At 63.0% G+C, this 22,998-nt stretch carries 17 protein-coding genes; 13 read left to right on the top strand and 4 right to left on the bottom strand.

What is annotated here, in order from left to right:
• The first annotated feature begins 176 nt into the window (after positions 1–176).
• From C4J91_RS03075 to speA, 4 genes are all read left to right on the top strand, one after another.
• Positions 177–1,244 (top strand): DUF2333 family protein, encoded by a 1,068-nt coding sequence (locus C4J91_RS03075; RefSeq protein ID WP_124361099.1) that lies wholly within the window; start codon positions 177–179, stop codon positions 1,242–1,244.
• 2 nt (positions 1,245–1,246) lie between these two features.
• The gene (locus C4J91_RS03080; RefSeq protein WP_124361100.1) at positions 1,247–1,783 is read left to right on the top strand and encodes an NUDIX hydrolase; all 537 of its coding nucleotides are present in this window, start codon (positions 1,247–1,249) and stop codon (positions 1,781–1,783) included.
• Between the two features lie 87 nt (positions 1,784–1,870).
• Positions 1,871–2,242, top strand: a complete 372-nt coding sequence (locus C4J91_RS03085) for a translation initiation factor Sui1 (protein WP_124361101.1) — start codon at positions 1,871–1,873, stop codon at positions 2,240–2,242.
• A 142-nt stretch (positions 2,243–2,384) separates the two neighbouring features.
• Positions 2,385–4,298 (top strand): arginine decarboxylase, encoded by a 1,914-nt coding sequence (gene speA / locus C4J91_RS03090; protein WP_124361102.1) that lies wholly within the window; start codon positions 2,385–2,387, stop codon positions 4,296–4,298.
• 129 nt (positions 4,299–4,427) lie between these two features.
• Here speA and C4J91_RS03095 read toward each other — a convergent pair whose 3' ends face one another.
• On the bottom strand, positions 4,428–5,771 hold the full coding sequence (locus C4J91_RS03095) for an MATE family efflux transporter (protein WP_124361103.1): 1,344 nt from the start codon (positions 5,769–5,771) through the stop codon (positions 4,428–4,430).
• A 279-nt stretch (positions 5,772–6,050) separates the two neighbouring features.
• Here C4J91_RS03095 and C4J91_RS03100 point away from each other — a divergent pair, with 279 nt between their 5' ends.
• On the top strand, positions 6,051–10,946 hold the full coding sequence (locus C4J91_RS03100; protein WP_124361104.1) for an alpha-2-macroglobulin: 4,896 nt from the start codon (positions 6,051–6,053) through the stop codon (positions 10,944–10,946).
• A gap of 139 nt (positions 10,947–11,085) precedes the next feature.
• Here C4J91_RS03100 and C4J91_RS03105 read toward each other — a convergent pair whose 3' ends face one another.
• Positions 11,086–11,379 carry a hypothetical protein gene (locus C4J91_RS03105; RefSeq protein WP_124361105.1) on the bottom strand — a complete coding sequence of 98 codons (294 nt, stop codon included), beginning with the start codon at positions 11,377–11,379 and terminating at the stop codon, positions 11,086–11,088.
• A gap of 90 nt (positions 11,380–11,469) precedes the next feature.
• On the opposite strand from C4J91_RS03105, the gene pbpC reads away from it, so the two are divergent.
• The 6 genes from pbpC (at position 11,470) to C4J91_RS03135 (ending at position 18,318) form a co-directional block, all read left to right on the top strand.
• The gene (pbpC, locus tag C4J91_RS03110; RefSeq protein WP_124361106.1) at positions 11,470–13,800 is read left to right on the top strand and encodes a peptidoglycan glycosyltransferase PbpC; all 2,331 of its coding nucleotides are present in this window, start codon (positions 11,470–11,472) and stop codon (positions 13,798–13,800) included.
• A 157-nt stretch (positions 13,801–13,957) separates the two neighbouring features.
• Positions 13,958–14,266: a MazG-like family protein gene (locus C4J91_RS03115; RefSeq protein ID WP_048723087.1), complete on the top strand. Its 309-nt coding sequence runs from the start codon at positions 13,958–13,960 to the stop codon at positions 14,264–14,266.
• Positions 14,259–15,008, top strand: coding sequence for a methyltransferase (locus C4J91_RS03120; RefSeq protein ID WP_124361107.1), 750 nt, complete (start codon positions 14,259–14,261; stop codon positions 15,006–15,008). The genes C4J91_RS03115 and C4J91_RS03120 overlap by 8 nt, the downstream gene beginning before the upstream one ends.
• Before the next feature lie 24 nt (positions 15,009–15,032).
• Positions 15,033–15,635, top strand: a complete 603-nt coding sequence (locus C4J91_RS03125) for a DUF4136 domain-containing protein (protein WP_124361108.1) — start codon at positions 15,033–15,035, stop codon at positions 15,633–15,635.
• A gap of 44 nt (positions 15,636–15,679) precedes the next feature.
• The gene (locus tag C4J91_RS03130) at positions 15,680–16,237 is read left to right on the top strand and encodes a DUF4136 domain-containing protein (protein ID WP_124361109.1); all 558 of its coding nucleotides are present in this window, start codon (positions 15,680–15,682) and stop codon (positions 16,235–16,237) included.
• Between the two features lie 98 nt (positions 16,238–16,335).
• Positions 16,336–18,318, top strand: a complete 1,983-nt coding sequence (locus C4J91_RS03135; protein ID WP_124361110.1) for a pilus assembly protein TadG-related protein — start codon at positions 16,336–16,338, stop codon at positions 18,316–18,318.
• Here C4J91_RS03135 and C4J91_RS03140 read toward each other — a convergent pair.
• Together C4J91_RS03140 and C4J91_RS03145 are read right to left on the bottom strand one after the other, a co-directional pair.
• Positions 18,315–21,047 (bottom strand): PAS domain-containing sensor histidine kinase, encoded by a 2,733-nt coding sequence (locus C4J91_RS03140; RefSeq protein WP_124361111.1) that lies wholly within the window; start codon positions 21,045–21,047, stop codon positions 18,315–18,317. The two genes, C4J91_RS03135 and C4J91_RS03140, sit on opposite strands and share 4 nt — an antisense overlap.
• The gene (locus C4J91_RS03145) at positions 21,044–21,484 is read right to left on the bottom strand and encodes a TadE/TadG family type IV pilus assembly protein (RefSeq protein ID WP_124361112.1); all 441 of its coding nucleotides are present in this window, start codon (positions 21,482–21,484) and stop codon (positions 21,044–21,046) included. Before C4J91_RS03145 ends, C4J91_RS03140 begins: the two co-directional genes overlap by 4 nt.
• 75 nt (positions 21,485–21,559) lie before the next feature.
• Here C4J91_RS03145 and C4J91_RS03150 point away from each other — a divergent pair, with 75 nt between their 5' ends.
• Positions 21,560–22,030, top strand: a complete 471-nt coding sequence (locus tag C4J91_RS03150) for a prepilin peptidase (RefSeq protein WP_177412843.1) — start codon at positions 21,560–21,562, stop codon at positions 22,028–22,030.
• A 125-nt stretch (positions 22,031–22,155) separates the two neighbouring features.
• Positions 22,156–22,929, top strand: a complete 774-nt coding sequence (locus C4J91_RS03155) for a response regulator transcription factor (protein ID WP_124361114.1) — start codon at positions 22,156–22,158, stop codon at positions 22,927–22,929.
• Positions 22,930–22,998 lie beyond the last annotated feature (69 nt).

The raw sequence follows: 22,998 nt of genomic DNA on the forward strand, positions 1-22,998 counted from the left end.
CTCGTGGTCGCGCTGTGTAAAAAGCGTGCATCCTTTATAGTCCAACCTTCGGTATGCGCCAATTTGGTTTAAAAGCCCGCACCGATGGGCACGATGGGGTAGGGTTGTGGTCGGAATGTTTGACCGCACCCGGACAATTGATGTGCATGAACTCAAGTGATTGAAAGGATATCGCCATGCTGGACTGGAAAAACCGCGAAGGCAGTGCCAAAGGCCCCGCCCCTGAGCCCAAGTCGGCCAACCGCAGCTACGTTCGCAACCTGCTGATGAGCCGCGCCTTGCTCAGCGTGATCTGCTTGTACTTGCTGGTCACCGGTGGCCTGGGTTGGTATTGGAGTCAGGAACCCGCGTTGTTCCCGGTCCAGCAAAACGCCCAGCTGGCCGCCGAGAAGGAAGGCAAGCAGATGGTGATCGGCTACACCACCGTCGAAACCCTGAAAACCGTGGTCGGCACTTTGCTGAACAAACCCGGTGGCTACATTTCCAACGACCGTTTCCCGCCAGGCCTGTGGATGGACAACATGCCCAGCTGGGAGTACGGCGTGCTGGTGCAGGTGCGTGACCTGACCCGTGCCCTGCGCAAAGACTTCGCCCGTTCCCAATCGCAGTCGGCAGAAGACGCTGACCTGGCCAAGGCCGAGCCGCGTTTCAACTTCGACAACAAGAGCTGGGTGCTGCCGTCCAGCGAGTCGGAATACCAGGAAGGCATCAACTCCCTGAACCGCTACGAAGCACGCCTGTCCGACCCGAACCAGAAGGGCGCGCTGTTCTATTCCCGCGCCGACAACCTGAACAACTGGCTGGGCGATGTTGCCACCCGCCTGGGTTCGCTGTCGCAGCGCCTGTCGGCCAGCGTGGGCCGGGTCAAGCTGAACACCGCGCTGAAAACCGAAGCGCTGGCGCCGGGTGAAGTGCCGCAGGTCGATGAGGAAGTGGTGGAAACCCCCTGGATGCAGATCGACAACGTGTTCTACGAGGCCCGTGGCCAGGCGTGGGCACTGTCCCACCTGCTGCGCGCCATCGAAGTCGATTTCGCCGATGTGCTGGCCAAGAAAAACGCCACCGTCAGCGTGCGCCAGATCATTCGTGAGCTGGAGGCCTCGCAGGAACCGGTGTGGAGCCCGATGATTCTCAATGGCAGTGGCTTCGGGGTACTGGCGAACCATTCGCTGGTAATGGCCAACTACATTTCCCGGGCCAACGCTGCGGTGATCGATTTGCGTCAGCTTCTCAACCAGGGTTGATGATGGACGCTACTCAAAGGGAGGCCGCCCACCGGGTAGCCTCCGATGCTGAACTGATCTGTTGGGTCGACGAGCAGGACAACCTGCTCGGCCACCTGGTCAGGTCCGATCTTCGCCGGCGTGGCTTGATCGGCCGTTGCACCTTCATATTCCTGTTCAATACCAAGGGTGAGTTGTGCGTGCATCGGCGCACCCTGAGCAAAGCGCTGTATCCAGGGTTCTGGGACACGGCCGCGGGCGGGATGGTCGCGGCAGGGGAAACCTATGCCGATTCGGCGGCCCGTGAGCTTGCAGAAGAACTCGGCGTCAGCGGCGTGGAATTGACCGAACATGACCATTTCTATTTCGAAGACGGCGACAGCAGGCTTTGGTGCACCTCCTACTCTGCGGTATGGGACGGGCCACTGTGCCTGCAGCCCGAAGAAGTCATGGAAGCGCGCTTCCTGCCGGTTGAAACGGTGTTGAGCGAGGCGAAACACAAGTCTTACTGCCCGGACGCTCAAGAGGGCCTGCGGCGCTATCTGGCGTTGCGTCGCTAAAGTTGCATGAAATGGCGCCATTTGGCCCTTAGCAACTTGGCTTTTTGCCGTTACACTGCGCCACTTTTCATCCCTAGAGGATTGCCGGTGGCCAAGAAAGCCGCATCCTTCGCCGCCCTGGGTGGCCTGGTATTTTCCACCGACGCAGGTCGACACTGCCCGGACTGTCGTCAGCCCGTGGATTCGTGCACCTGCAAAAACACCCTGATTCCCGAAGGCGACGGCATTGCCCGCGTACGCCGCGAGAGCAAAGGCCGTGGCGGCAAGACGGTGACCACCATCACCGGCGTGCCGCTGGCCGAAGACGCGCTCAAGGAGCTTGCCACCGCGCTGAAAAAGCGCTGCGGCACGGGTGGCGCGTTGAAAGACGGGGTCATCGAAATCCAGGGCGATCACGTCGAACTGCTGTTGGCCGAGTTGATCAAGCTCGGTTACAAGGCCAAGAAGTCCGGCGGCTGAAAGCCTCTTCCCAACCTGTGTCTAAACTCTGTCCTGCAAGCGAGGTCTACCTCCCTCACAGGCAAATCGTCATTTTCATTCTTTAGACTGCGCCAGCCTCCGCTTGAGGTGGCGCCTTCGCCTTCATTTATAGGGGACTTCGATGTCCGTACGACGCACACGCAAAGACGATGGCAGCCAATGGACAGTTGCGGACAGCCGCAGCGTTTATGGGATTCGCCATTGGGGGGCCGGTTATTTCGCGATCAATGAAGCCGGTCGCGTAGAAGTCCGTCCGAACGGTCCGAACAGCACGCCCGTCGATCTGTACGAGCAAGTCGACGCGCTGCGCAAAAGCGGCCTGTCGTTGCCACTGCTGGTGCGCTTCCCCGATATCCTGCAAGACCGTGTCCGCCAGCTCACCGGTGCCTTCGATTCGAACATCGAGCGCCTGGAATACCAGAGCCAATACACCGCGCTGTACCCGATCAAGGTGAACCAGCAGGAAGCGGTGATCGAGAACATCATCGCCACCCAGAACGTCTCCATCGGCCTGGAAGCCGGCTCCAAGCCTGAGCTGCTGGCCGTATTGGCCCTGGCGCCGAAGGGCGGCACCATCGTCTGCAACGGTTACAAGGACCGAGAGTTCATCCGCCTGGCGCTGATGGGCCAGAAGCTCGGCCACAACGTGTTTATCGTGATCGAGAAAGAATCCGAAGTGGGGCTGGTGATCGAAGAGGCTGCCAGCCTCAAGGTCAAGCCCCAGGTCGGCTTGCGTGTGCGCCTGTCGTCGCTGGCCTCGAGCAAGTGGGCTGATACCGGCGGTGAAAAGTCCAAGTTCGGGTTGTCGGCGGCGCAACTGCTGTCGGTGGTCGAGCGTTTCCGCGCGGCGGGCCTCGACCAGGGCATCCGCCTGCTGCACTTCCACATGGGCTCGCAGATCGCCAACCTGGCCGACTACCAGCACGGGTTCAAGGAAGCCATTCGTTACTACGGCGAGCTGCGCAACCTCGGCCTGCCGGTGGACCACATCGACGTCGGCGGCGGACTGGGCGTGGACTACGACGGTACCCACTCGCGTAACGCCAGCTCGATCAACTACGACATGGACGACTACGCCGGCGTGGTGGTGGGCATGCTCAAGGAATTCTGCGACGCGCAGAGCCTGCCGCACCCGCACATCTTCTCCGAAAGCGGCCGTTCCCTGACCGCCCACCACGCCATGCTGGTGGTGCAGGTAACCGACGTCGAGAAACACAACGACGAAATCCCGACTATCGAAAACAAGGAAAGCCTGCCCGAAACCGTGCAATGGCTGGTAGACCTGCTCGGCCCGACCGATATCGAGATGGTCACCGAAACCTACTGGCGCGCCACCCACTACATGAGCGACGTGGCTACCCAGTATGCCGACGGCAAACTGACCCTGGCCGAGAAAGCCCTGGCCGAACAGTGCTACTTCGCCGTGTGCCGCCGCCTGCACAACTCGCTCAAGGCGCGCCAGCGCTCGCACCGCCAGGTGCTGGACGAACTCAACGACAAGCTGGCCGACAAGTACATCTGCAACTTCTCGGTGTTTCAGAGCCTGCCGGACACCTGGGCCATCGGCCAGGTACTGCCGATCCTGCCGCTGCATCGCCTCGACGAAGAGCCGCTACGCCGCGCCGTGCTGCAAGACCTGACCTGCGACTCCGACGGCAAGATCAAGCAGTACGTCGACGAGCAGAGCATCGAGACCAGCCTGCCGGTACATGCCCTGAACGAGGGCGAAGACTACCTGCTGGGTATTTTCCTGGTGGGGGCTTACCAGGAAATCCTCGGTGACATGCACAACCTGTTCGGCGACACCGACTCGGTGAACATCTACCAGCGTGAAGACGGTTCGGTGTACAGCGCCGGTATCGAGACCCACGACACCATCGAAGACATGCTGCGCTATGTGCACTTGTCGCCGGAAGAGCTGATGACGCATTACCGTGACAAGTGCGCGAGCGCGAAGATCTCCGCGTCGGAGCGCACCCAGTTCCTGGATGCGCTGCGCCTGGGCCTGACGCGGTCGTCGTACCTGTCCTCGTAATAGCAGCTGATATAGCTCTAAAAATGTGGGAGGGGGCTTGCCCCCGATAGCAGTGGATCAGTCAGAGCATTAGTGGCTGACACACCGCAATCGGGAGCAAGCCCCCTCCCACATTTGGATTGCATTTCTTCAGTTGGCGCCCAGCCACAGTCCTTGCCGATTCAACCGCCACGCAATCGCCCACAGCGTCAAACTGCGCACTGCCATGAACACCAGGAAGGTTATCCACAACCCGTGATTGCCCAACCCCTGCAGTGCCCAGGCGATCGGCAGTACCAACAGCACCGTCAGCAACATCCCATTGCGCATTTCCCGCGCCCGCGTTGCGCCGATAAACAGCCCATCCAGTAAATAACTCCACACCGCAATCAACGGCAATACCGCGAGGTAGGGCAGGTAGATATCGGCGGTTTCGCGCACGCTGGGGATATCCGTCTGCATGGCGATAAACACATGGCCGCCGAAGGTAAAGAGCAATGCGAAGCCCAGGCTGGCGATCAATGACCAGCCACAGGCCACCACCAATGAACGTCTCAACGCCTGTCGGTCATGCGCGCCGATGGCGTGGCCGCACAGAGCTTCCACCGCGTGGGCCAGGCCGTCCAAAGCGTGAGCGGTCAGCAGCAGGCCGTTGAGCAACAGCGCATTGGCCGCCACGGTGGCATCGCCCAGGCGGGCGCCTTGTACCGTGATCATGAAGAACACCGACTGCAACGCCAGGCTGCGGATAAAGATGTCGCGGTTCACCGCCAGCAGCGGGCGCCAGCTTTCCCATAGCTTCAACGCGCCCCAGGCGATATGCCCAGGGTAGGCGCGCAGGGCTTTTTGCGTGAGGGCCAGGCCGAGCAGGGCGCCGGTCCACTCGGCGATCACCGAGGCGCGGGCCGAACCGACCACGCCCCAGTCCAGGCCGAGCACGAACCACAGGTTCAGCGCGATATTGACCAGGTTGGTGGTCAGCAGAATCGCCAGCGGCGCACGGGCGTTCTGGGTGCCGAGGAACCAGCCGACCAGCGCATAACTGGCCAGTGCGGCAGGCAAACCGAACAGGCGCGTATGGAAGAATTCACGGGTCAGCTGGTTCAGTTCGGCGGAGGGCTGCATCCACTCCAGGGCCAGGTGGCTCAGCGGAATGCCGACGGTGCCGAGCAACATCGCCAACCCCAGCGCCAGCAACAAACCCTGCAGCAGGATCTGGCGCAAGGCCGCGCCGTCATTACGCCCGGCGGCCTGGGCGGCGAAACCGGTGGAGCCCATGCGCAGGAAACCCATGGCCCAGGCGAGAAAGGTGTACAGGCTGGCCCCGACGGCCACAGCGCCCAGTTGGTGAGCGTGGGGCAGGTGGCCGATGACCATGCTGTCGACCAGGGCTACCAGCGGCACGGAGATATTCGACAGGATCATCGGCGCGGCCAGGGCCCAGACACGGCGATGGGTGGGGCGGTGGCGCCAGTCGGCGAGCAGGGCGGTCATGAAGGCTCCTTCGAGGGTGCCGCATTGTAACCGTCCACCCGCCACACCGCAGAACCAATGTGGGAGGGGGCTTGCCCCCGATGGCGGAGTGTCAGGCACAGATTTATCCACTGAGAGACCGCATTCGGGGGCAAGCCCCCTCCCACATTTTTTGATCTCCATTGACTGTGGGATTGGGCTTGGCCCACCCTCCGTCGGTCAATGTGACCGGCGCCACAACGGCTTGGCCGGCGCTGATATATAGTTCACCCCCCGGTTTCCTCTGACGACGAGTGCCCCATGCTTAACAAAGGATTGTTCCTGGCCTGCGCGCTGGCCCTGCTGAGCGCCTGCGATTCTTCCGATAAACCGTCTGCGCCTTCCGCCCCGGCGGCGAGTGTGGCGCCCAAGCCGGCCAAGGCGGCGGTGGATGTGGCGGCGTTGAAGCAGCGCTACGCCGGGCGCGAGTTGAGTGTGGTGGACGTGTCCGAGGTGCAGTTGGATGGGGCCAGCACCTTGTCGGTGAGTTTCTCCATTCCCCTGGACCCGGATCAGAAGTTCGCCGACAAAGTCCATCTGGTGGACAGCACGTCAGGCAAGGTCGATGGCGCCTGGGAACTCTCGGACAACCTGATGGAGTTGCGCCTGCGTCACCTGGAACCGCAGCGCAAGCTGGTGCTTACGGTTGACCCTGGCGTCAAGGCGGTGAATAACGCCCTGCTGCCCGCCGAGTACAGCGCCCGCCTGGAAACCCGTGACCTGCAAGCCACCGTCGGCTTCGCCAGCCGCGGCACATTGCTGCCCACGCGCCTGGCCGAAGGCTTGCCGGTGATCGCGCTGAACGTCGACAAGATTGACGTCGAATTCTTCCGCATCAAGCCCGAGTCCCTGCCGTCGTTCCTGGCGCAGTGGGGGCGCAATACCAGCCTGCAAAGTTACGAGTCGCTTGAATTGCTGCCGATGGCCGATCTGGTCTACGGCGGGCGTTTCGACTTGAACCCGGCGCGCAATACCCGCGAAACCCTGTTGCTGCCGATTGCCGGCCTCAAGCAATTGCAGCAGCCCGGTGTGTACCTGGCGGTGATGCGCGCCTCAGGCACCTACAACTATTCGCAACCGGCCACGTTGTTTACCTTGAGTGATATCGGCCTGTCGGTGCACCGCTACGCCAATCGCCTGGATGTGTTTACCCAGGCGCTGGAAGGTGGCAAGGCGCTGAACGGCGTCGAGCTGGAAATTCTCGATGCCGAAGGCCGTGTGCTCGGCCAGGGCAAGACCGAAGACGGTGGCCACGCCGAGTTGCCGCTGCCGAAAAAAGCCCAGGTGCTGCTAGCCAAGCAAGGCGAACAGACCAGCTTATTGCGCCTCGACAGCGCCGCGCTGGACCTGGCCGAGTTCGACATCGCTGGCCAGCCGTCCCATCCGCTGCAGTTCTTTGTGTTCGGCCCGCGTGACTTGTACCGTCCCGGTGAAACCGTGCTGCTCAACGCGCTGTTGCGTGACAAGGACGGCAACGCCGTCAAGCCGCAACCGGTAAGCGTCGAAGTGCGTCGCCCGGATGAGCAGGTCAGCCGCAAGTTCGTGTGGGACGCCGACGCTTCCGGCCTCTATCAATACGCGCTGCAACTGGCCGGCGAAGCACCGACCGGGCGGTGGCAGTTGGTGTTCGACCTGGGCGATGGCAAGCCGCAGCTGTATGAGTTCCTCGTCGAAGACTTCCTGCCCGAGCGCCTGGCGCTGGAACTCAAGGGCAGCGACACCGCGCTGAGCCCTGCGGATGACCCGGTCATCCAGGTCAACGGCCGTTATCTGTACGGCGCGCCGGCCTCGGGCAACCGGGTCAGCGGGCAGGTTTATGTGCGCCCGCTGCGTGAAGCGGTCAAAGCCCTGCCGGGCTTCCAGTTCGGTTCGGTCACCGAAGAAGAGCTGAGCCAGGATTTCGAACTGGACGAAAGCACGCTCGACGCCAAGGGCCAGGAAGAACTGACCCTGGAAAGCAAATGGGCCGAGGCCAAGTCGCCGCTGCAACTGATCGTGCAAGCCAGCCTGCAAGAGTCGGGCGGGCGGCCGATCACCCGGCGCCTGGTACAGCCGATCTGGCCGGCCGAGCAGTTGCCGGGCCTGCGCGGGCTGTTTGACGGCACTGAAACCAACGGCGACGGCCCGGCGGAATTTGAAGTGCTGGTGGCCAACCAGGACGGGCAGAAACTCGCCGCGCAGAACCTCAAGGTGCGTCTGGTGCGTGAGCGCCGCGACTACTACTGGAACTACTCCGACAATGATGGCTGGAGCTATCACTACAACGAGAAATTCCTCAACCTCGACGAACAGACCCTCGACATCAAGGCTGGAGATACCGCCAAGGTCAGCTTCCAGGTGGAGTGGGGCCCTTATCGCGTGGAGGTCGAAGACCCGCAGACCGGCCTGATCAGCAGCCTGCGCTTCTGGGCCGGCTACCAGGCCCAGGACAACACCGAAGGCGGTGCCGTGCGCCCCGACCAGGTCAAGCTGGCGCTGGATAAACCTGCCTATGGCGATGGCGACACGGCCAATGTCACCGTCACCCCGCCGGCTGCCGGTAAAGGCTATCTGCTGGTGGAGTCCGCCGAAGGGCCGCTGTGGTGGCAGGAAATCGACGTGCCGGCCGAAGGCAAAAGCTTCGCCGTGAAGCTCGACCCGAAATGGTCGCGGCATGATCTGTACGTGAGCGCACTGGTAATCCGTCCAGGCGAGCGCAAAGCCAATATCACCCCCAAACGCGCGGTGGGCCTGCTGCACCTGCCGTTGGATCGTACCCAGCGCAAGCTGGGCCTCACGCTGACCGCTCCGGAAAAAATGCGCCCCAAACAACCGCTGACGGTGAAGATCGCCGCCAGGAATGCCGACGGCAGTGTGCCCAAGCAGGTGCATGTGCTGGTGGCCGCAGTAGACGTGGGCATTCTCAATATCACCGAATACCCCACACCCGATCCGTACGCCAGCCTGTTTGGCCGCAAGGCCTACGGCGTGGACCAGTTCGACATCTACGGCCAGTTGATCGAAGCCGGGCAGGGCCGTCTGGCCAGCCTGGCGTTCGGTGGCGACGCGGCACTGGCCAAGGGCGGCAAGCGCCCGGACACCAGCGTGACCATCGTCGCCCTGCAAAGCGCGCCGGTCACCCTCAACGAAAAGGGCGAGGGTGAAGTCAGCGTCAATATTCCGGATTTCAACGGCGAACTGCGCCTGATGGCCCAGGCCTGGAGCGATGATCGCTATGGCATGGCGCAAGCCAAGACGGTCATCGCCGCGCCGCTGATTGCCGAGCTGTCGGCGCCGCGCTTCCTGGCCGGGGGTGACCAGACCACCTTGGCGCTGGACCTGTCCAACTTGTCCGGTAAGGCGCAGAAACTCGAGGTGCAACTGACCGCCGAAGGGCAACTTGAACTGGCCGGTAACGGCGCGCAAACCGTCGAGCTGAAACAAGGCCAGCGCACCACCCTGCGTATCCCGGTGAAAGCCTGGGGCGGCCTGGGGCAGGGCAAAGTGAAGGTCACGGTCAATGGCCTGGACCTGCCCGGTGAAACCCTGCCGCCGTTCAGCCGTGAATGGACCCTGGGCGTGCGCCCTGCTTACCCGGCGTTGCTCAAGCATTACCGCGCCGTGCTCAAGGACCAGCCGTGGAGCTTGCCGGCAGGCACCCTGGAGCAGTTCGACAGCTCGGGACGCGAGGCGTTGTTGAGCCTGTCCAGCCGGCCGCCGTTGAACCTCGGCGCGCAGATCAGTGCGCTCAAGGCTTACCCCTACGGCTGCCTGGAACAAACCGCCAGCGGTCTGTACCCCTCGCTCTATGCCGACGACGCGCTGCTCAAACGCCTGAGTATCAAGGGCGAGCCGGATGCCGAGCGTAAACGCAAGATCGAGCTGGGCATCGAACGCCTGCTGGGCATGCAGCGCTACAACGGCAGCTTCGGTTTGTGGGGCGCGGACGGCGAGGAAGAATATTGGCTGACCGCCTACGTCACCGACTTCCTGCTGCGCGCGCGCGACCAGGGCTTTGCCGTACCGGCCGAGGCGCTGAAGAAAGCCAGCGAGCGTCTGCTGCGCTACGTGCAGGAGCGCAACCTGATCGAAGTCGACTACAGCGACAACGCCGACCACACCCGTTTCGCCGTGCAGGCCTACGCCGGCATGGTCCTGGCGCGCAGTCAGCAGGCGCCGCTGGGGGCCTTGCGCAGCATCTTCGAACGCCGCAGCGATGCGCGTTCCGGCTTGCCGCTGGTGCAGCTGGCCATCGCCCTGCAGAAAATGGGCGACCAGCCGCGTGCGGACCAGGCGTTGCTCGCGGGCCTGGCGGCGCAGCGCAGCGCCAAGGAATGGTTGGCCGACTACGGCAGCCCATTGCGCGACCAGGCGATGATCCTGGCCTTGCTGGAAGAAAATGACCTGGCCAAGGGCAAGCGCGAGGAACGATTGTTCACCCTGGCGGACCAGTTGGCGGCCAGCCCGTATCTGTCGACCCAGGAGCGTAATTCACTGTTCCTCGCTGGGCGCCTTGGGCTCGCCCAGCCAGAGGCGAGCTGGCAGGTGTCGCTGACCGGCAGTGGCGCGGTGCGCGAACTGAACAATCAGCAATCGACGCTGCAACTGGATGACAAGCTGCTGTCCAGCGACTTGACCCTGAGCAACCAGGGCGAAACGCCGGTGTATCAGCAACTGACCCTTTCCGGTTATCCACAAGTGCCACCGGCAGCGGGCGGCGAAAACCTGAGCATCCGTCGCGAATACCTGGGCATGAACGGCCAGCTGCTGAACCTGCACAGCCTCAACAGCGGTGATTTGGTGTTGGTGCACTTGGCGGTCAGCGCCAAGCAACGGGTGCCGGACGCCCTGGTGGTCGACCTGCTACCCGCCGGCCTGGAACTGGAAAACCAGAACCTGGCACAGAGCGCGGCCAGCCTGGAGAACGCCAGCAGCCAGGTGAAGGAGTGGCGCGAATCGATGCAGAACGCCTCGCTCAAGCATCAGGAGTTTCGTGATGACCGGTACGTGGCGGCGATGAACCTGGATGGCTATGGCACGACGCACTTGCTCTATCTGGCGCGGGCTGTAACGCCGGGCACCTACCGTGTGCCGCCGCCGCAGGTGGAGTCGATGTACCGGCCGAACTGGCAGGCGGTGGGCGAAACCCCGGCAGATATGGTGATCAAGGGCCGCTGATCGCTGAAGTTGAAATGGAGATCCAATGTGGGAGGGGGCTTGCCCCCGATGGCGGTGTGTCAGTCACCCTATGCATTGACTGAACTACCGCTATCGGGGGCAAGCCCCCTCCCACAGGGATTGTGCGGTGTGTGTGGGATCAGTGCACGACCCAGCTCAACAACCACAGGCCCAGCACCAGCCAGATGATCCCGATAATGACCGAGGCGCGCATAAAGGCGCGTACCGCCGAGTACAGGAAGAGCAGCCCGACGATCAGGGTAAGGATGCTGATGATCGAGGTGTCCATGCCCAGGGTGCGTGACAAGCCATCGATAAAGTTGCCGCCAGCGTGGGTCAGGGCTCCGAACAAGCCGCTCAGACCGTCGACGATAAAGCGGATGACGGCGCCGAGCGCCTGGCCCAACCACTCGAAAAAGCTTTCTACCTGCATGTGCGTGTCCTGATAAGAAGGTGGGCGTAACTGTGCCTTTGGTCGTTGTTGCGACAGGCGAGTTCCCTACAAGCATAGAGGTTTGCCCGCTTGAATTTGCGTTTTGTTGCCCGCTGGGCACTGCTGAGCCTGTTGTTGGTGATTGCCCTGCTATGGCTGGCCGACCGTATCTGGCCTTTGCCGTTGCCCCAGGACGACCTGGCCCGGGTGGTGTTGGCCGAGGATGGCACACCACTGTGGCGCTTTGCCGATGCCAATGGCGTGTGGCGCTATCCAGTGCAAACCAGCGAAGTCTCACCGTATTACCTGGACGCGTTGCTGACCTACGAAGATCGTTGGTTCTATCGGCACCCCGGGATAAATCCGTTGGCATTGGCGCGGGCGACGTGGCAGAACCTGAGCGGTGCGCGGGTGGTGTCGGGCGGCAGTACGTTATCGATGCAAGTGGCGCGTTTGCTCGATCCGCATTCGCGTACCTTCCTCGGCAAGTTGCGTCAGCTGTGGCGTACCGCGCAGTTGGAGTGGCACCTGTCCAAGGAGCAGATCCTCAACCTGTACCTGAACCGCGCACCGTTCGGCGGTACGCTGCAGGGCGTGGCGGCGGCCAGTTGGGCTTATCTGGGTAAATCCCCGGCGCAATTGACCCACGCCGAAGCGGCCCTGCTCGCGGTATTGCCTCAGGCACCGAGCCGCTTGCGCCCGGACCGTCACCCGCAGCGCGCCCAGCAGGCTCGCGACAAAGTGCTGCGCCGGCTCGCTGAGTTCCAGGTATGGCCGCAATCGGCGGTGGATGAGGCGCTGGAAGAACCGCTGCTGCTCGCGCCGCGCCTGGAACCGAGCCTGGCGCCGTTGCTCGCGCGGCGCTTGAACCGTCCCGACAGCCCGCCGCTGATACGTACCACGGTGGATGCCACGTTACAGCGCCGTCTGGAAGACCTGCTGTTGGGCTGGCGCGCACGTTTGCCCGAACATACCTCCGCTGCGATCCTGGTGGTCGAGGAGGAGACCATGGCCGTGCGTGCCTACCTCGGCTCGGTGGATATCAATGACGCCAAACGCTATGGGCATGTGGACATGATCAGCGCGCTGCGCTCGCCCGGTTCCACCTTGAAACCCTTCCTCTATGGCATGGCGCTGGACGATGGCTTGATTCATTCCGAATCCCTGCTGCAGGACGTGCCGCGACGTTACGGCGATTACCGGCCGGGCAATTTCTCCATGGGCTTTACCGGGGCGGTGCCGGCGAGTACGGCGCTGTCCAGCTCGCTGAACCTGCCGGCAGTGCAATTGCTGGAAGCCTACGGGCCGAAACGCTTCGCCGCGCAGATGCGCATCGGCGGCATGCCGCTGGCGTTGCCGGCATTGGCCGAACCGAACCTGGCGCTGATCCTGGGGGGCGCGGGCAGCCGCCTGGAAGACCTGGTCAGCGGCTACAGTGCGTTCGCCCGCGACGGCAAGAGCGCCACCCTGCGCTTGCAGCCGGATGACGCGCTGAGGGAGCGGCCATTATTGTCGCCGGGAGCGGCCTGGATCGTGCGGCGTATTCTCAGCGGCCAGGCGCGCCCCGACCGCGACCCACGGGCCGAACTCGTGCAACGCCCGACGCTGGCCTGGAAAACCGGCACCAGTTATGGCTTTCGCGATGCCTGGGCGATTGGTGTCGGCCCGCGTTACCTGATCGGCGTCTGGATCGGTCGACCAGACGGCACGCCGGTGCCGGGGCAGTTTGGCCTGGCCTCGGCAGCGCCGTTGATGTTGCAGGTGCATGACGTGCTGGCCAACCGCGACAGCCAGCGCGGCATCAGCGCAGCCGTCAAACCGGTGCCGGCCAATGTCGGCGTGGCGGCCATCTGTTGGCCGCTGGGCCAGCCGATGAGTCGCAGCGATCCCAATTGCCGTCGCCAGCGCTTTGCCTGGACACTGGACAACACCACGCCGCCGACCTTGCAGGCGCTGGACCAACCCCTGAGCGTGGGGTTGATGGAAAACCTTTGGGTCAACGCCAAAGGGTTACGCGTCGATGCCCATTGCCCCGGCGCAGAAGCGAACAATATCGCCCTGTGGCCGGCGCCGCTGGAGCCTTGGTTGCCCAGGGCGGAGCGCCGCGAAGCGCGCATCCCGGCAGCCGACCCGGATTGCCCGCCGCCGGCCTTGGCCGCCGCTTCGCCGTTGTCTATTGTGGGCGTGCGCGAGGGCGATCAACTGCGTCTGCCCGCTGCCAGTCAACAGGCGCTACGCCTGAAAATCTCCGCCCTGGGCGGTAGCGGGCGGCGGTGGTGGTTTCTTAACGGGGCGCCTTTGGGTGACAGTGCCAACCAGGATTTCATCAATGCCAGTTTCGAGCGATTGGGCCGTTATCAACTGAGTGTTCTGGATGAGGCGGGGCAAACTGCCAGGCTTGAGTTCAGTGTGGTTGATTAGGGCCTCATCGGGGGCAAGCCCCCTCCCACATTTGATTTGTGAACACATTCCAGTGTGGGAGGGGGCTTGCCCCCGATAGCGTCCTCAAGCCCACCACCGCTATTCACTTGCCTTCAATCTCCATCCCCCTGAAGCTATACCCATTCAGGAGCCCCCAATGAACCTCGAACACCTCACCGAACGCCTGCACCGCATCCGCGATACCAACGATTGGAAGCAGTTCCACAGCCCGAAAAACCTGGCCATGGCCGCCAGTGTGGAAATGGCCGAACTGGTGGAGATCTTCCAATGGCTGAGCGAAGACCAGTCGCGCCAATTGCCCGCCGATAAGCTGGCTCACGCCGGCCAGGAAGTCGGTGACATCGTGCTGTACCTGCTGTTGCTGTGCAGTGAGCTGGGCCTGGACATGAACGAGGTGGTGCGCGCCAAACTGGCCGACAGCGAACGGCGGTTTGCCCATGAGTGATCGGCATTTCGACCAGTTGGCCACGCGTTTTGCCGAGAAGATCTATGGTGGCGCCAAGGGCGCGATTCGCCTGGCAGTGTTGCAGGCCGATCTTACCGAGGCCCTGCCGGACCGCCCGTTGCGCGTACTGGATATCGGCGCGGGGTTGGGGCACATGTCGTTGTGGCTGGCCGAACGCGGCCATCAGGTAACCCTGGCCGAGCCCGCCGAGCCCATGCTCGAAGGCGCACGCCAGCGTTTCGCCGACGCCGGGCAGAACGCCACGTTCATTCACGCGCCCTGGCAAGACTTGCTCGGCCAACTCACCGAGCCCTACGACCTGGTGCTGTGCCATGCGGTGCTCGAATGGCTGGCCGAACCCCATGCGATCCTGCCGGTGCTGCACCAGTTGACGCTGCCCGGCGGCTGGCTGTCCCTGGCGTTTTACAACCGCGACGCGCTGATCTACCGCAACCTGCTCAAGGGCCACTTTCGCAAGATGCGCAAGAACGATATGGCCGGCGAAAAGCAGAGCCTCACGCCGCAGCAGCCACTGGACCCGCGGGAATTGGCGGCGCAACTCGAAGGGCTCTGGCAGGTCGAAAGCCAAAGTGGCGTGCGTGTGTTCCACGACTATATGCCGGTGGAATTCCAGGCGCGCGCCGATCTGCAGGATTTGCTGGAGATGGAGCTCGCTCACCGTCGTCACCCAAGCTTTGCCGGACTTGGGCGTTATTTGCACTGGGTATGCCGTCCGGTTTAAGCGGCCCAGCCTGCGGAGGTCGAAATGCGTCGTCTCGGTTTGCTCCTGTTGTCTCTCGGGTTAGGCGCCTGTTCCAGCCCTAACCCTTATGTGGCCGCTTCGGCTCCGATCCCACCGGCCCCGGCGCAAGCGGCCACGACCTTCGATGCCAGTGCCTACCCGGCGCCGGTGCGCGACTATGGTGCCTACCGCAATTGGGCCTGGCGTAACGGCCAGTTGCCGGCCGGCACCGCGTGGGCGGATTCGGCCCAGGTTGCCGAAGCGGTCAGCGGCGCACTGGACCAGCGCGGTTTGCGCCCGTTGCATGACAATCGCGCGCCCGACCTGTTGGTCAGCGCCGATGTGCGCCTGGAGAAACGCCTGCGGCAAGTCCAGGATGACTATGGCTACGGCTATGGCGGCTACAACCGTTATGGCAATGGCTACGGCATGTACAACTCGGTGCCGATGGTGCGTACCTATGAAGTGCAGGTCGTGGTGGTGCGGGTCAATCTGTTTGACGCCCGCAGCGGCCAGCCGGTGTGGAGCGCCAGTGCGGAAACGGGCAGCCAGGGCAGCCTGAGCGAGCGTGCGGATGCGCTGCGCCAGGCGGTACAGAAGGCACTGACGGCGTATCCTCCGCGTTAACCGCTATTCTCATTTAAAGCCGGACCGATCGTTGGAGGGCCACCATGTTTCGTCGTATCGCTACGCTTGCTTTTGTCATGCTGCTGGGCGGTTGCCAGAGTAACCAGGTCAACCACGATTTTGACGCCAGCCGCGACTTTGCCGCCTACCGTCACTGGGCCTGGAAGGAGCCGGCGCTGCAATACCGCCCGGATGACCCGCGCATCAAGAGCGACCTCACCGAGCAACGTATCCGCCAGGCCGTGGGCGAGCAGCTTGATCAGCGCGGCCTGCGCCCAGCAGCGCCCGGCACCAAGGCTGACCTGAATGTGCAGGCCTACCTGATCGTCGAAGACCGCCAGCAGCAGGTCACCACCAACTACGGCGGTGCCTGGGGCGGGCCATGGAATGGCTATTGGGGCGCGCCGATGTACAACGAAACGCGCAACATCACTTACAAGGTAGCGACCCTGCAGATCGACCTGCTCGACGGCAAGGACGGCAAGCTGGTGTGGCGTGGCAGTGACGAACAAATCATGGCCAGCTCGCCGAACCCCCAGGACCGCAGCGCGGCCATTCGCAACACCGTGAGCAAAATCCTCGCTAACTACCCGCCGCGCTGATCCTGCCCTTTAGAAGCGCTGCGCCGGCAGCGCGTCTACACTTATCGATACCCTAAGGAGAGTAAGCGCACGGCAACTCGCCGGCACAGGAGTGCTCGATGTCTCCCCGACTTCATGGCAAGCAACGCGGCGCCATCGGCTTGATGGCGGTCGGTGTGTTGGCAGTGGTGTTGGCGTTCACGTTGCTGGCGGTCGACAGCGGACGGCTTTACCTGGAAAAGCGCAGGCTGCAAGGGGTAGCGGACACGGCAGCGCTGGAAGCTGTCAGCCGCGACGGCACTTGCGCGGCCGGCCTGAGCGCAGCGGCGTATGCGGCGCAAAGCGTGGCTCGTAATCAATTCGTGGTGGGTAACGGCAATACTTTGGTCACCCGTTGTGGCGCCGTGACCACCGGCGCGTCCGGCCAGCGCGTGTTCGCGGCCAATCCGGCGCTGTCAGCGGCGATCGAAGTGGTGGTCAGCAAAACCGTCACCACCAGTGTCGCCGGCGGCGTGTGGTCGTTGTTTTCCGGTACCCCGGTCAGTCTCAATACCCAATTGACCGCTAAGGCCGTGGCGGCGAAGCCCACGCCACCGATGGCCCAGTTGAGCATCAAAAGCACCCTGACCAGCGTCGATACCGCCAGCGCCGGCTCGTTGAACGCGGTGTTCAGCGGGTTGCTCGGCGGCGCGGTCAATGTGTCGGTGCTCGGCTGGAATGGCTTGCTCGACAGCAACATCAATATGCTCAGCTACCTCGACCAGTTGGCCCTCGACCTGCACGTGGCCGCCGGTGACTACACCCAGTTGCTCAACACCACAGTGACCGCCTCGCAGTTGCTTCAAGCCGCCATCAGCGTGCTGGGTAACAGCCCGTTGACGGCGAATGCCGTGACCGCGCTGGGCATTATCAAGGTCGCGGCGACCAACCCGGTGCCGCTGACCGTCGGCACAATCCTGCAGGTGCAGACCGGCACCACCGCTGCTGCGCTGAATGCCAACCTGCAGGTGTTCCAACTGGTCCAGGGCGTTGTGCAGTTGGCCGGCAGCCAGAGCGGGGCGGCGGTGACCTTGCCCATCAACGTGTTAGGGCTGGCCAATGTCACCACACAGGTCAAAGTGATCGAGCCGCCGCAGCTGTCGGCCATTGGCAATCCGATGCTCGCGGCGGCCAACCCATTGGGCCCGAACAGGATTTTTGTGCGCACTGCGCAACTGCGCACGCAGATAACGGTGAGCTTGCCGGTGCTCAACAGCGTGGCCGGCTTGACCACGGCGGTGAATGACCTGGTGGGGCCGCTGACGCCGGTGCTCAACGGCCTGCTGAGCCTGAACCTGGTGACCACGATCAACTCGGCATTTTGCCTGCTGGGCGCCGGTTGCCAACAACTGGACATCATTGCGGTGCCGGGTAACGTGCCGCTCAAGATCGTGCTGGATGCCGGCGGCGCCAGCACTTATGTCACCGGCTACACCTGCCCTACGGGCAGCGCGGGCACCAAAAGCCTGACCGCCCACACCATCAGCTCGATCGCGTCGTTGAATGTCGGCAACATCAGCAACGCATTTTCTTCCACCCTGCCGATGAGCGTGGCGCCTCTGCCGCTGGTCGATATCGGCATCAAGACCTGCCACAAGATCCTTGGCATCGGCAGTTGTGACCCGCGTGTGGCGTTTGCTGGCGGCGGCATCGCGATCAACCTGCAAAGCACTGTGGCGGGCAGCAACAGTGAGCAGAACCTGGTGTTTTCCAGCACCACACCGTTCGCCACGCCGCCTGATGTGGGGCTTGCGCCCAGTTATCAATCGGCTGTGCCGGCTGCAAATTTGGTGAGTGGCCTTTCCGCCGCGCTCAATGGCGTCGGCATCACGGCTTATCGACCCGTGGGGAGCAACCCTTTGGGAAGCGTGATCGCAAGCACGGTGTCGTTGCTCAGCGGTGTCTCCGCCCTTGTGACGCCCGTGTTGAATAACGCCCTGGGCCCATTGCTCAACCCGATCCTCAACAACCTGTTGAACAGCCTGGGCATCAGCCTGGCAAGCGTGACCGTGGGCGCCAACCTGAGCTGCGGCCAGGCCGGCGAAGCTTACCTGGTGATTTAAACGTCGCTGGCCCTGGGCAGTTCCACGCAAAACCGCGCGCCGTGCTCGCCGTTGCTGACGCTGAGGCGTCCGCCCATGTTTTCGACGATGCCGTAGCTCACCGACAAGCCCAGCCCGGTGCCCACGCCAATCGGCTTGGTGGTGAAGAACGGCTCGAAGATGCGTTCCAGCAAACGCGGGTCAATGCCACCGCCGTTATCTTCGACCCAGATGCGTACGTGGCGGCTGTCGTGTTCGGTGTGCACGGCGATCCAGGGGCGCAGGTCCGGTTGCTTTTGCTTCAGGCTCAACAGCGCATCGCGGGCATTGACCATCAGGTTGATCAGCACTTGCTCCAGCTGGTCGGCGTAACCTGTGACCTGCACCGAACCGTCCGCCTGGATCAGTTTGACCTCCACGCCTTTGCCGTGCAGGCCTTCGCTGAGCAGCGACAGGGTGCCTTCCACCGCGTGCGCCGGGTCGAAGGGCTGCTGCTCGACTTCCGAGCGGCGGCCGAACACGCGCATATGGTCCACCACCCGCGCCGCGCGTTGCACCTGTGCGTCAATGCGCTGGAGTTTTTCCGTCAGGTAGTCGACCTGCACGTCGCCATTGCCCAGGCGCTTGAGCACGTTGACGACGGCCATGCGCATCACGTTCAGCGGCTGGTTGATCTCATGGGCCAGGCCGGTGGCCATTTCGCCGAGGGTGGCCATTTTCGCGCTTTGCGTCAGCTGCTGCTGGGCGCGTCGCACTTCGGTGTTGTCGCGGCCCACGGCCTGCACTTCAACCAGATGGCCGTGCTCGTCGAACACGCCACGGTCCGACCACACCCACCAGGCATGCTCGCGCCCCGGCAGTTGCAGGCTGATTTGCGCCGTGCTCACGGGAAATTCCGGGGTCAGTTGCTGGATGCGCAGCACAAACGCCGCGCGTTGCTCGGCCGACAGCCAGTGCCCAAGGTTCAGTCCCGGCAATTGCCCGGGCCGGCATTCCAGGTAATTGGCCAGGGGCGTGTTGCCAAAGGTCAGGGTCAGGTCCGGGCGGTAGCGGCAGATCATTGCCGGGGAGTCTTCCACCAGGATGCGGTAGCGCTCTTCGCTGGCCTTGACCTGTTGCGCAGCCAACGTGGCTTCGGTGACGTCCAGCCACAGGCCGACCGCCTCCACCGGCAGGCCGAGGTCGTCGCGCAGCAATTTGGCCTCGTCGAGTAGCCAGTGGTAGTCGCCCTGTTTATCCTGGACCCGATAGCGACTGCGCACGCTGCCTTCGCGCAACAGTTGGCGCGTGCGCTGGAAATACAGGTCACGGTCTTGCGGGTGGACCCATTGCACCAGGCTGTCGTGGCTGCATTCGGCGAGGGTGCGGCCCAGCAGCGGCAGCAGGCTGTCGCTGAAAAACACCGGCTGCAAGGCACCGTTCACGTAGCGCTGCACGTAGATCACCGCCGGCGAACTGGCGATCAGGTTGTCCAGGCGCGCATGGGCGGCGTCGGCTTGCAGTTGCTGGTTTTTGATGTCGCTGATGTCGAGCATGAAGCCGATGCAGCGACGCTGCTCACCCGCGCCCAGCACCTGGCCCTGCACGCGGTACCAAGTGGGTGGTTGGTCGCTGTCGCCACGGTTGAGGCGTACGCTGGCGAGCAAGGGTTTGCCAAGGGCTTGCAGGTCGCGCAGGCGGCTGTGCAATTCCTCGCGATCAGCGGGGTGGATGAGGTTGAGCCAGGTGTCCAGGGCTTGCCGGGTCGGGCCGTCTTCGGGGCCCAGGTTGCGCAGCAATTGCGGCGCCAGCTGGATCTCGTCGCTGGCGGGCAGCAACTCCCACCAGCCGGTGCCCAGCAAGCCCTGCAGGGCTTCCTGGCGCTCCAGTTGCAGATGATGGCGGTGTTCGCGCAGGCGGCTGAGCAGCGGGGCGGCGAGGGCGGCGGCGAGGTTCAGCCAGTCACGCTCGCGGGTGTCGGGTTCACCGCTGTAGGCCCCGCACAGCAACCACGCGGCGACGCCCTGGCTATCGCGGTAGGGCACGAGGAACCCATCTGCATTGCCAAACACGCTGTGCAAGCGTGGGTGTTCACCGCGCCCGTAAAGTGCCTGCAGGCTCAATGGGGTGGTGCCGTTGAGGCTGTCCAGGCAGGTCCCGAGGCGCTGGCCGGGGTGCCAGAACAGCGGCGCGTCATGCTGGGCGTATTGGCTGTAGATCATCCAGCCCTGGTCCTCTTGATCGAGCAGCGCCAGGGCGATACAGGGGATTTTCCAGCGCTGCGCCACACTGCACAGTTGTTCGTTGAACACATCGGGCAGTCGGCTGAGGCTGCACACGCGCAGGTGCTCGCTGACCTGGCTGGCCAATTGCCGATTCTGTTCGCGCTGCTCGGCCAGTTGCCGCCCGTCAAGCAAATCGCCGATATCCACCGCGTGCAGCCGCCACCCTTGGTCGTCAGGCTCAAGGCTGCCACGGGTGTGCAGGACCTGCCCGGCGCTGCCCTGGAAATCCAGGTCAAGGCTATGGCGCTGCCAGTCAGCGGGAACGCCCTCCACTGCCAGGGCGCTATGGGCCCACAGCAAAGCGTGCAACGGCGTCCCTGCGGCAAAGGGCGCCAGGTGTGAGCGCAGTGTGCCGCTGATATCGAGCACTCGACCTTGGGCATCCAACAGCACCTGCAAACCGGCCGAGGGCGCCGCCGCAGGCGCGATCGCCAGCGCGCTGCCCCGGCCGAGCAAGCGCCCGAACAGTTTGTCCCCGGAGGTCAAAATTGCAGGCTCGACTGTGCCTGCAGCGTCACCGGCAACTGCGGCACGCTGCCAATGCCGGGCAGCACAATGAACGGCATCACCGCCTGCAGATTGGCCGAGGGGTAGTTGATCTGCACCTTCAGCAGGCCACCCACGAAGGTGGTGCTGACCTGCGTCGCCGTGTTGAAGTTATAGGTGTTTGGGATCCAGCGCAGGCGTTCGCTGATCGCGCTCTTGGCGGTGCTTTGCACCGCAGCGCTGTAGCCCGGCATGGCCGGGTCCAGCCCGACGCTAAGGCGCACGGCCTCGGCGGTGGCCTGGTTGAACGACTGCAATAACAGCAGCGGCAGGCTGTAGCTGACCATGCCGTAGAACACGGCGAAGAACATCACGAACACCGCGACGAACTCAATCGCGGCCGTGCCTTTCTGTTTGTGGGGGAGGCTAGTTTTCATCACCGCGTCTACCCTGACGGCTACTACTTGATATCAGCATAGAATCAATCGGCAAAAAGGGATGTTTTTTACGTGATCCAAGGTGCGGTGGTGCTGTTGTGGTTGGGGCTTTGCGCGGTGCAGGACACGCGGCAGCGATTGCTCGCCAATCGCCTGACGCTGGGCGTTGCGGTGTTGGCGGGGATCTACCTGTTCTGGACCGGCAGCACCTGGCTCGGTGCCTCCGTCGGCCAAGGTCTGTGGGCGTTTATTCTGGCGCTGCTGTTGACCTTGCCGGGGTACGCCTTGGGCCGTCTTGGCGCTGGGGATGTGAAGCTGCTCGCGGCCTTGGCCCTGGTGTCGGATGCCGAGTATTTGTTGGGCTCGTTTATCGGCGCAGCCGTGGCGAGCGGGCTGTGGCTGTTGCTGGCGCCAAGGCTCTGGCCGCTTATGAGTCAACGGCTTGCGGCTTGCCTGGGGCACCTTGCGCCCGCACCGTCAAAAAAACTGCCGTTTGCGCCGTTTTTGCTGGTCGGATTTGCGCTTGTCTGGTTTTGGATTCATTGAATGACGGAAGGGATTAACGCTATGTACATAGTTGGAAAGTACGTCTACGTTTAATAAAGCGTTGTATAGGAATATTCGTGGTTAAGGATGGGTCAATCTTTTGGCTGCCAGGCATGGAGTAGCGTGTGGACAAGCTTAATTCTGCGGTAAAAGTGCTTGTGGTCGACGATCAGCCGTTGATCGTGGAAGAGCTTTGCGAATTTCTTGAAAGCAGCGGGTTGCGTTGTGTGCCGTGTGAGTCCAGCCAGCAAGCCTTGACACGTTTCAGCGAAGACACCGAGATCGGCCTGGTGCTGTGTGACCTGCATATGCCGGAGATGGATGGCATCGAACTGGTCCAGGCCCTGCAAAAAGTGGCCGGCCGGCAGCGGGTCTTCGAGGCGATCATGCTGACCGGGCGCGCCGACAAACAGGACGTGATCAAGGCCCTGCGCGCCGGGATCGCGGATTACTATCAGAAGCCGATCAATCTGGACGAGTTGCTCGAAGGTTTGCAGCGCCAGCTAGCCGCGTTGCAAGAGCGCAAGAACGACCTGCAACTGGGGAACCTGAACCAGAAGCTGCAATTTCTATCCGAGTCGATCAACGACCTGTACCAGGACCTCGATAAAGTGCGCCGCAATCCTAAGGGTGAAGAGGCCACGACGGAAGAAACCGGGCCGGTGGAAATTCCGGCGATCTTCAACCAGCTGTCACCGCGTCAGCTGGATGTGGCCAGGCTGGTTGGCAAAGGGCAGACCAACTATCAGATTGCCTGCGAGCTGGGCATCACGGAGAACACCGTCAAGCTTTATGTGTCGCAAGTGCTGCGGCTGACGCATATGCACAACCGTACGCAGTTGGCGCTGGCGTTATCGCCGAGTAATTCGACGCTGCGCCAGCGGGTGACGGCTCACTGAGTGATCGTTCCCACGCTCTGCGTGGGAATGCCTCCTGCGACGCTCCGCGTCGCGCCCACCGCGGTAATG

This window comes from Pseudomonas sp. R3-52-08 (assembly GCF_003851745.1).
Taxonomy (GTDB): domain Bacteria; phylum Pseudomonadota; class Gammaproteobacteria; order Pseudomonadales; family Pseudomonadaceae; genus Aquipseudomonas.

Coding starts and splice junctions, on each gene's coding strand:
- C4J91_RS03115 (WP_048723087.1), top strand. CDS start 13,958: ATGAACCTCGAACACCTCACCGAACGCCTGCACCGCATCCGCGATACC.
- C4J91_RS03145 (WP_124361112.1), bottom strand. CDS start 21,484: ATGAAAACTAGCCTCCCCCACAAACAGAAAGGCACGGCCGCGATTGAG.
- C4J91_RS03135 (WP_124361110.1), top strand. CDS start 16,336: ATGTCTCCCCGACTTCATGGCAAGCAACGCGGCGCCATCGGCTTGATG.
- C4J91_RS03100 (WP_124361104.1), top strand. CDS start 6,051: ATGCTTAACAAAGGATTGTTCCTGGCCTGCGCGCTGGCCCTGCTGAGC.
- C4J91_RS03105 (WP_124361105.1), bottom strand. CDS start 11,379: ATGCAGGTAGAAAGCTTTTTCGAGTGGTTGGGCCAGGCGCTCGGCGCC.
- C4J91_RS03095 (WP_124361103.1), bottom strand. CDS start 5,771: ATGACCGCCCTGCTCGCCGACTGGCGCCACCGCCCCACCCATCGCCGT.
- C4J91_RS03125 (WP_124361108.1), top strand. CDS start 15,033: ATGCGTCGTCTCGGTTTGCTCCTGTTGTCTCTCGGGTTAGGCGCCTGT.
- speA (WP_124361102.1), top strand. CDS start 2,385: ATGTCCGTACGACGCACACGCAAAGACGATGGCAGCCAATGGACAGTT.
- C4J91_RS03130 (WP_124361109.1), top strand. CDS start 15,680: ATGTTTCGTCGTATCGCTACGCTTGCTTTTGTCATGCTGCTGGGCGGT.
- C4J91_RS03080 (WP_124361100.1), top strand. CDS start 1,247: ATGGACGCTACTCAAAGGGAGGCCGCCCACCGGGTAGCCTCCGATGCT.
- C4J91_RS03120 (WP_124361107.1), top strand. CDS start 14,259: ATGAGTGATCGGCATTTCGACCAGTTGGCCACGCGTTTTGCCGAGAAG.
- C4J91_RS03075 (WP_124361099.1), top strand. CDS start 177: ATGCTGGACTGGAAAAACCGCGAAGGCAGTGCCAAAGGCCCCGCCCCT.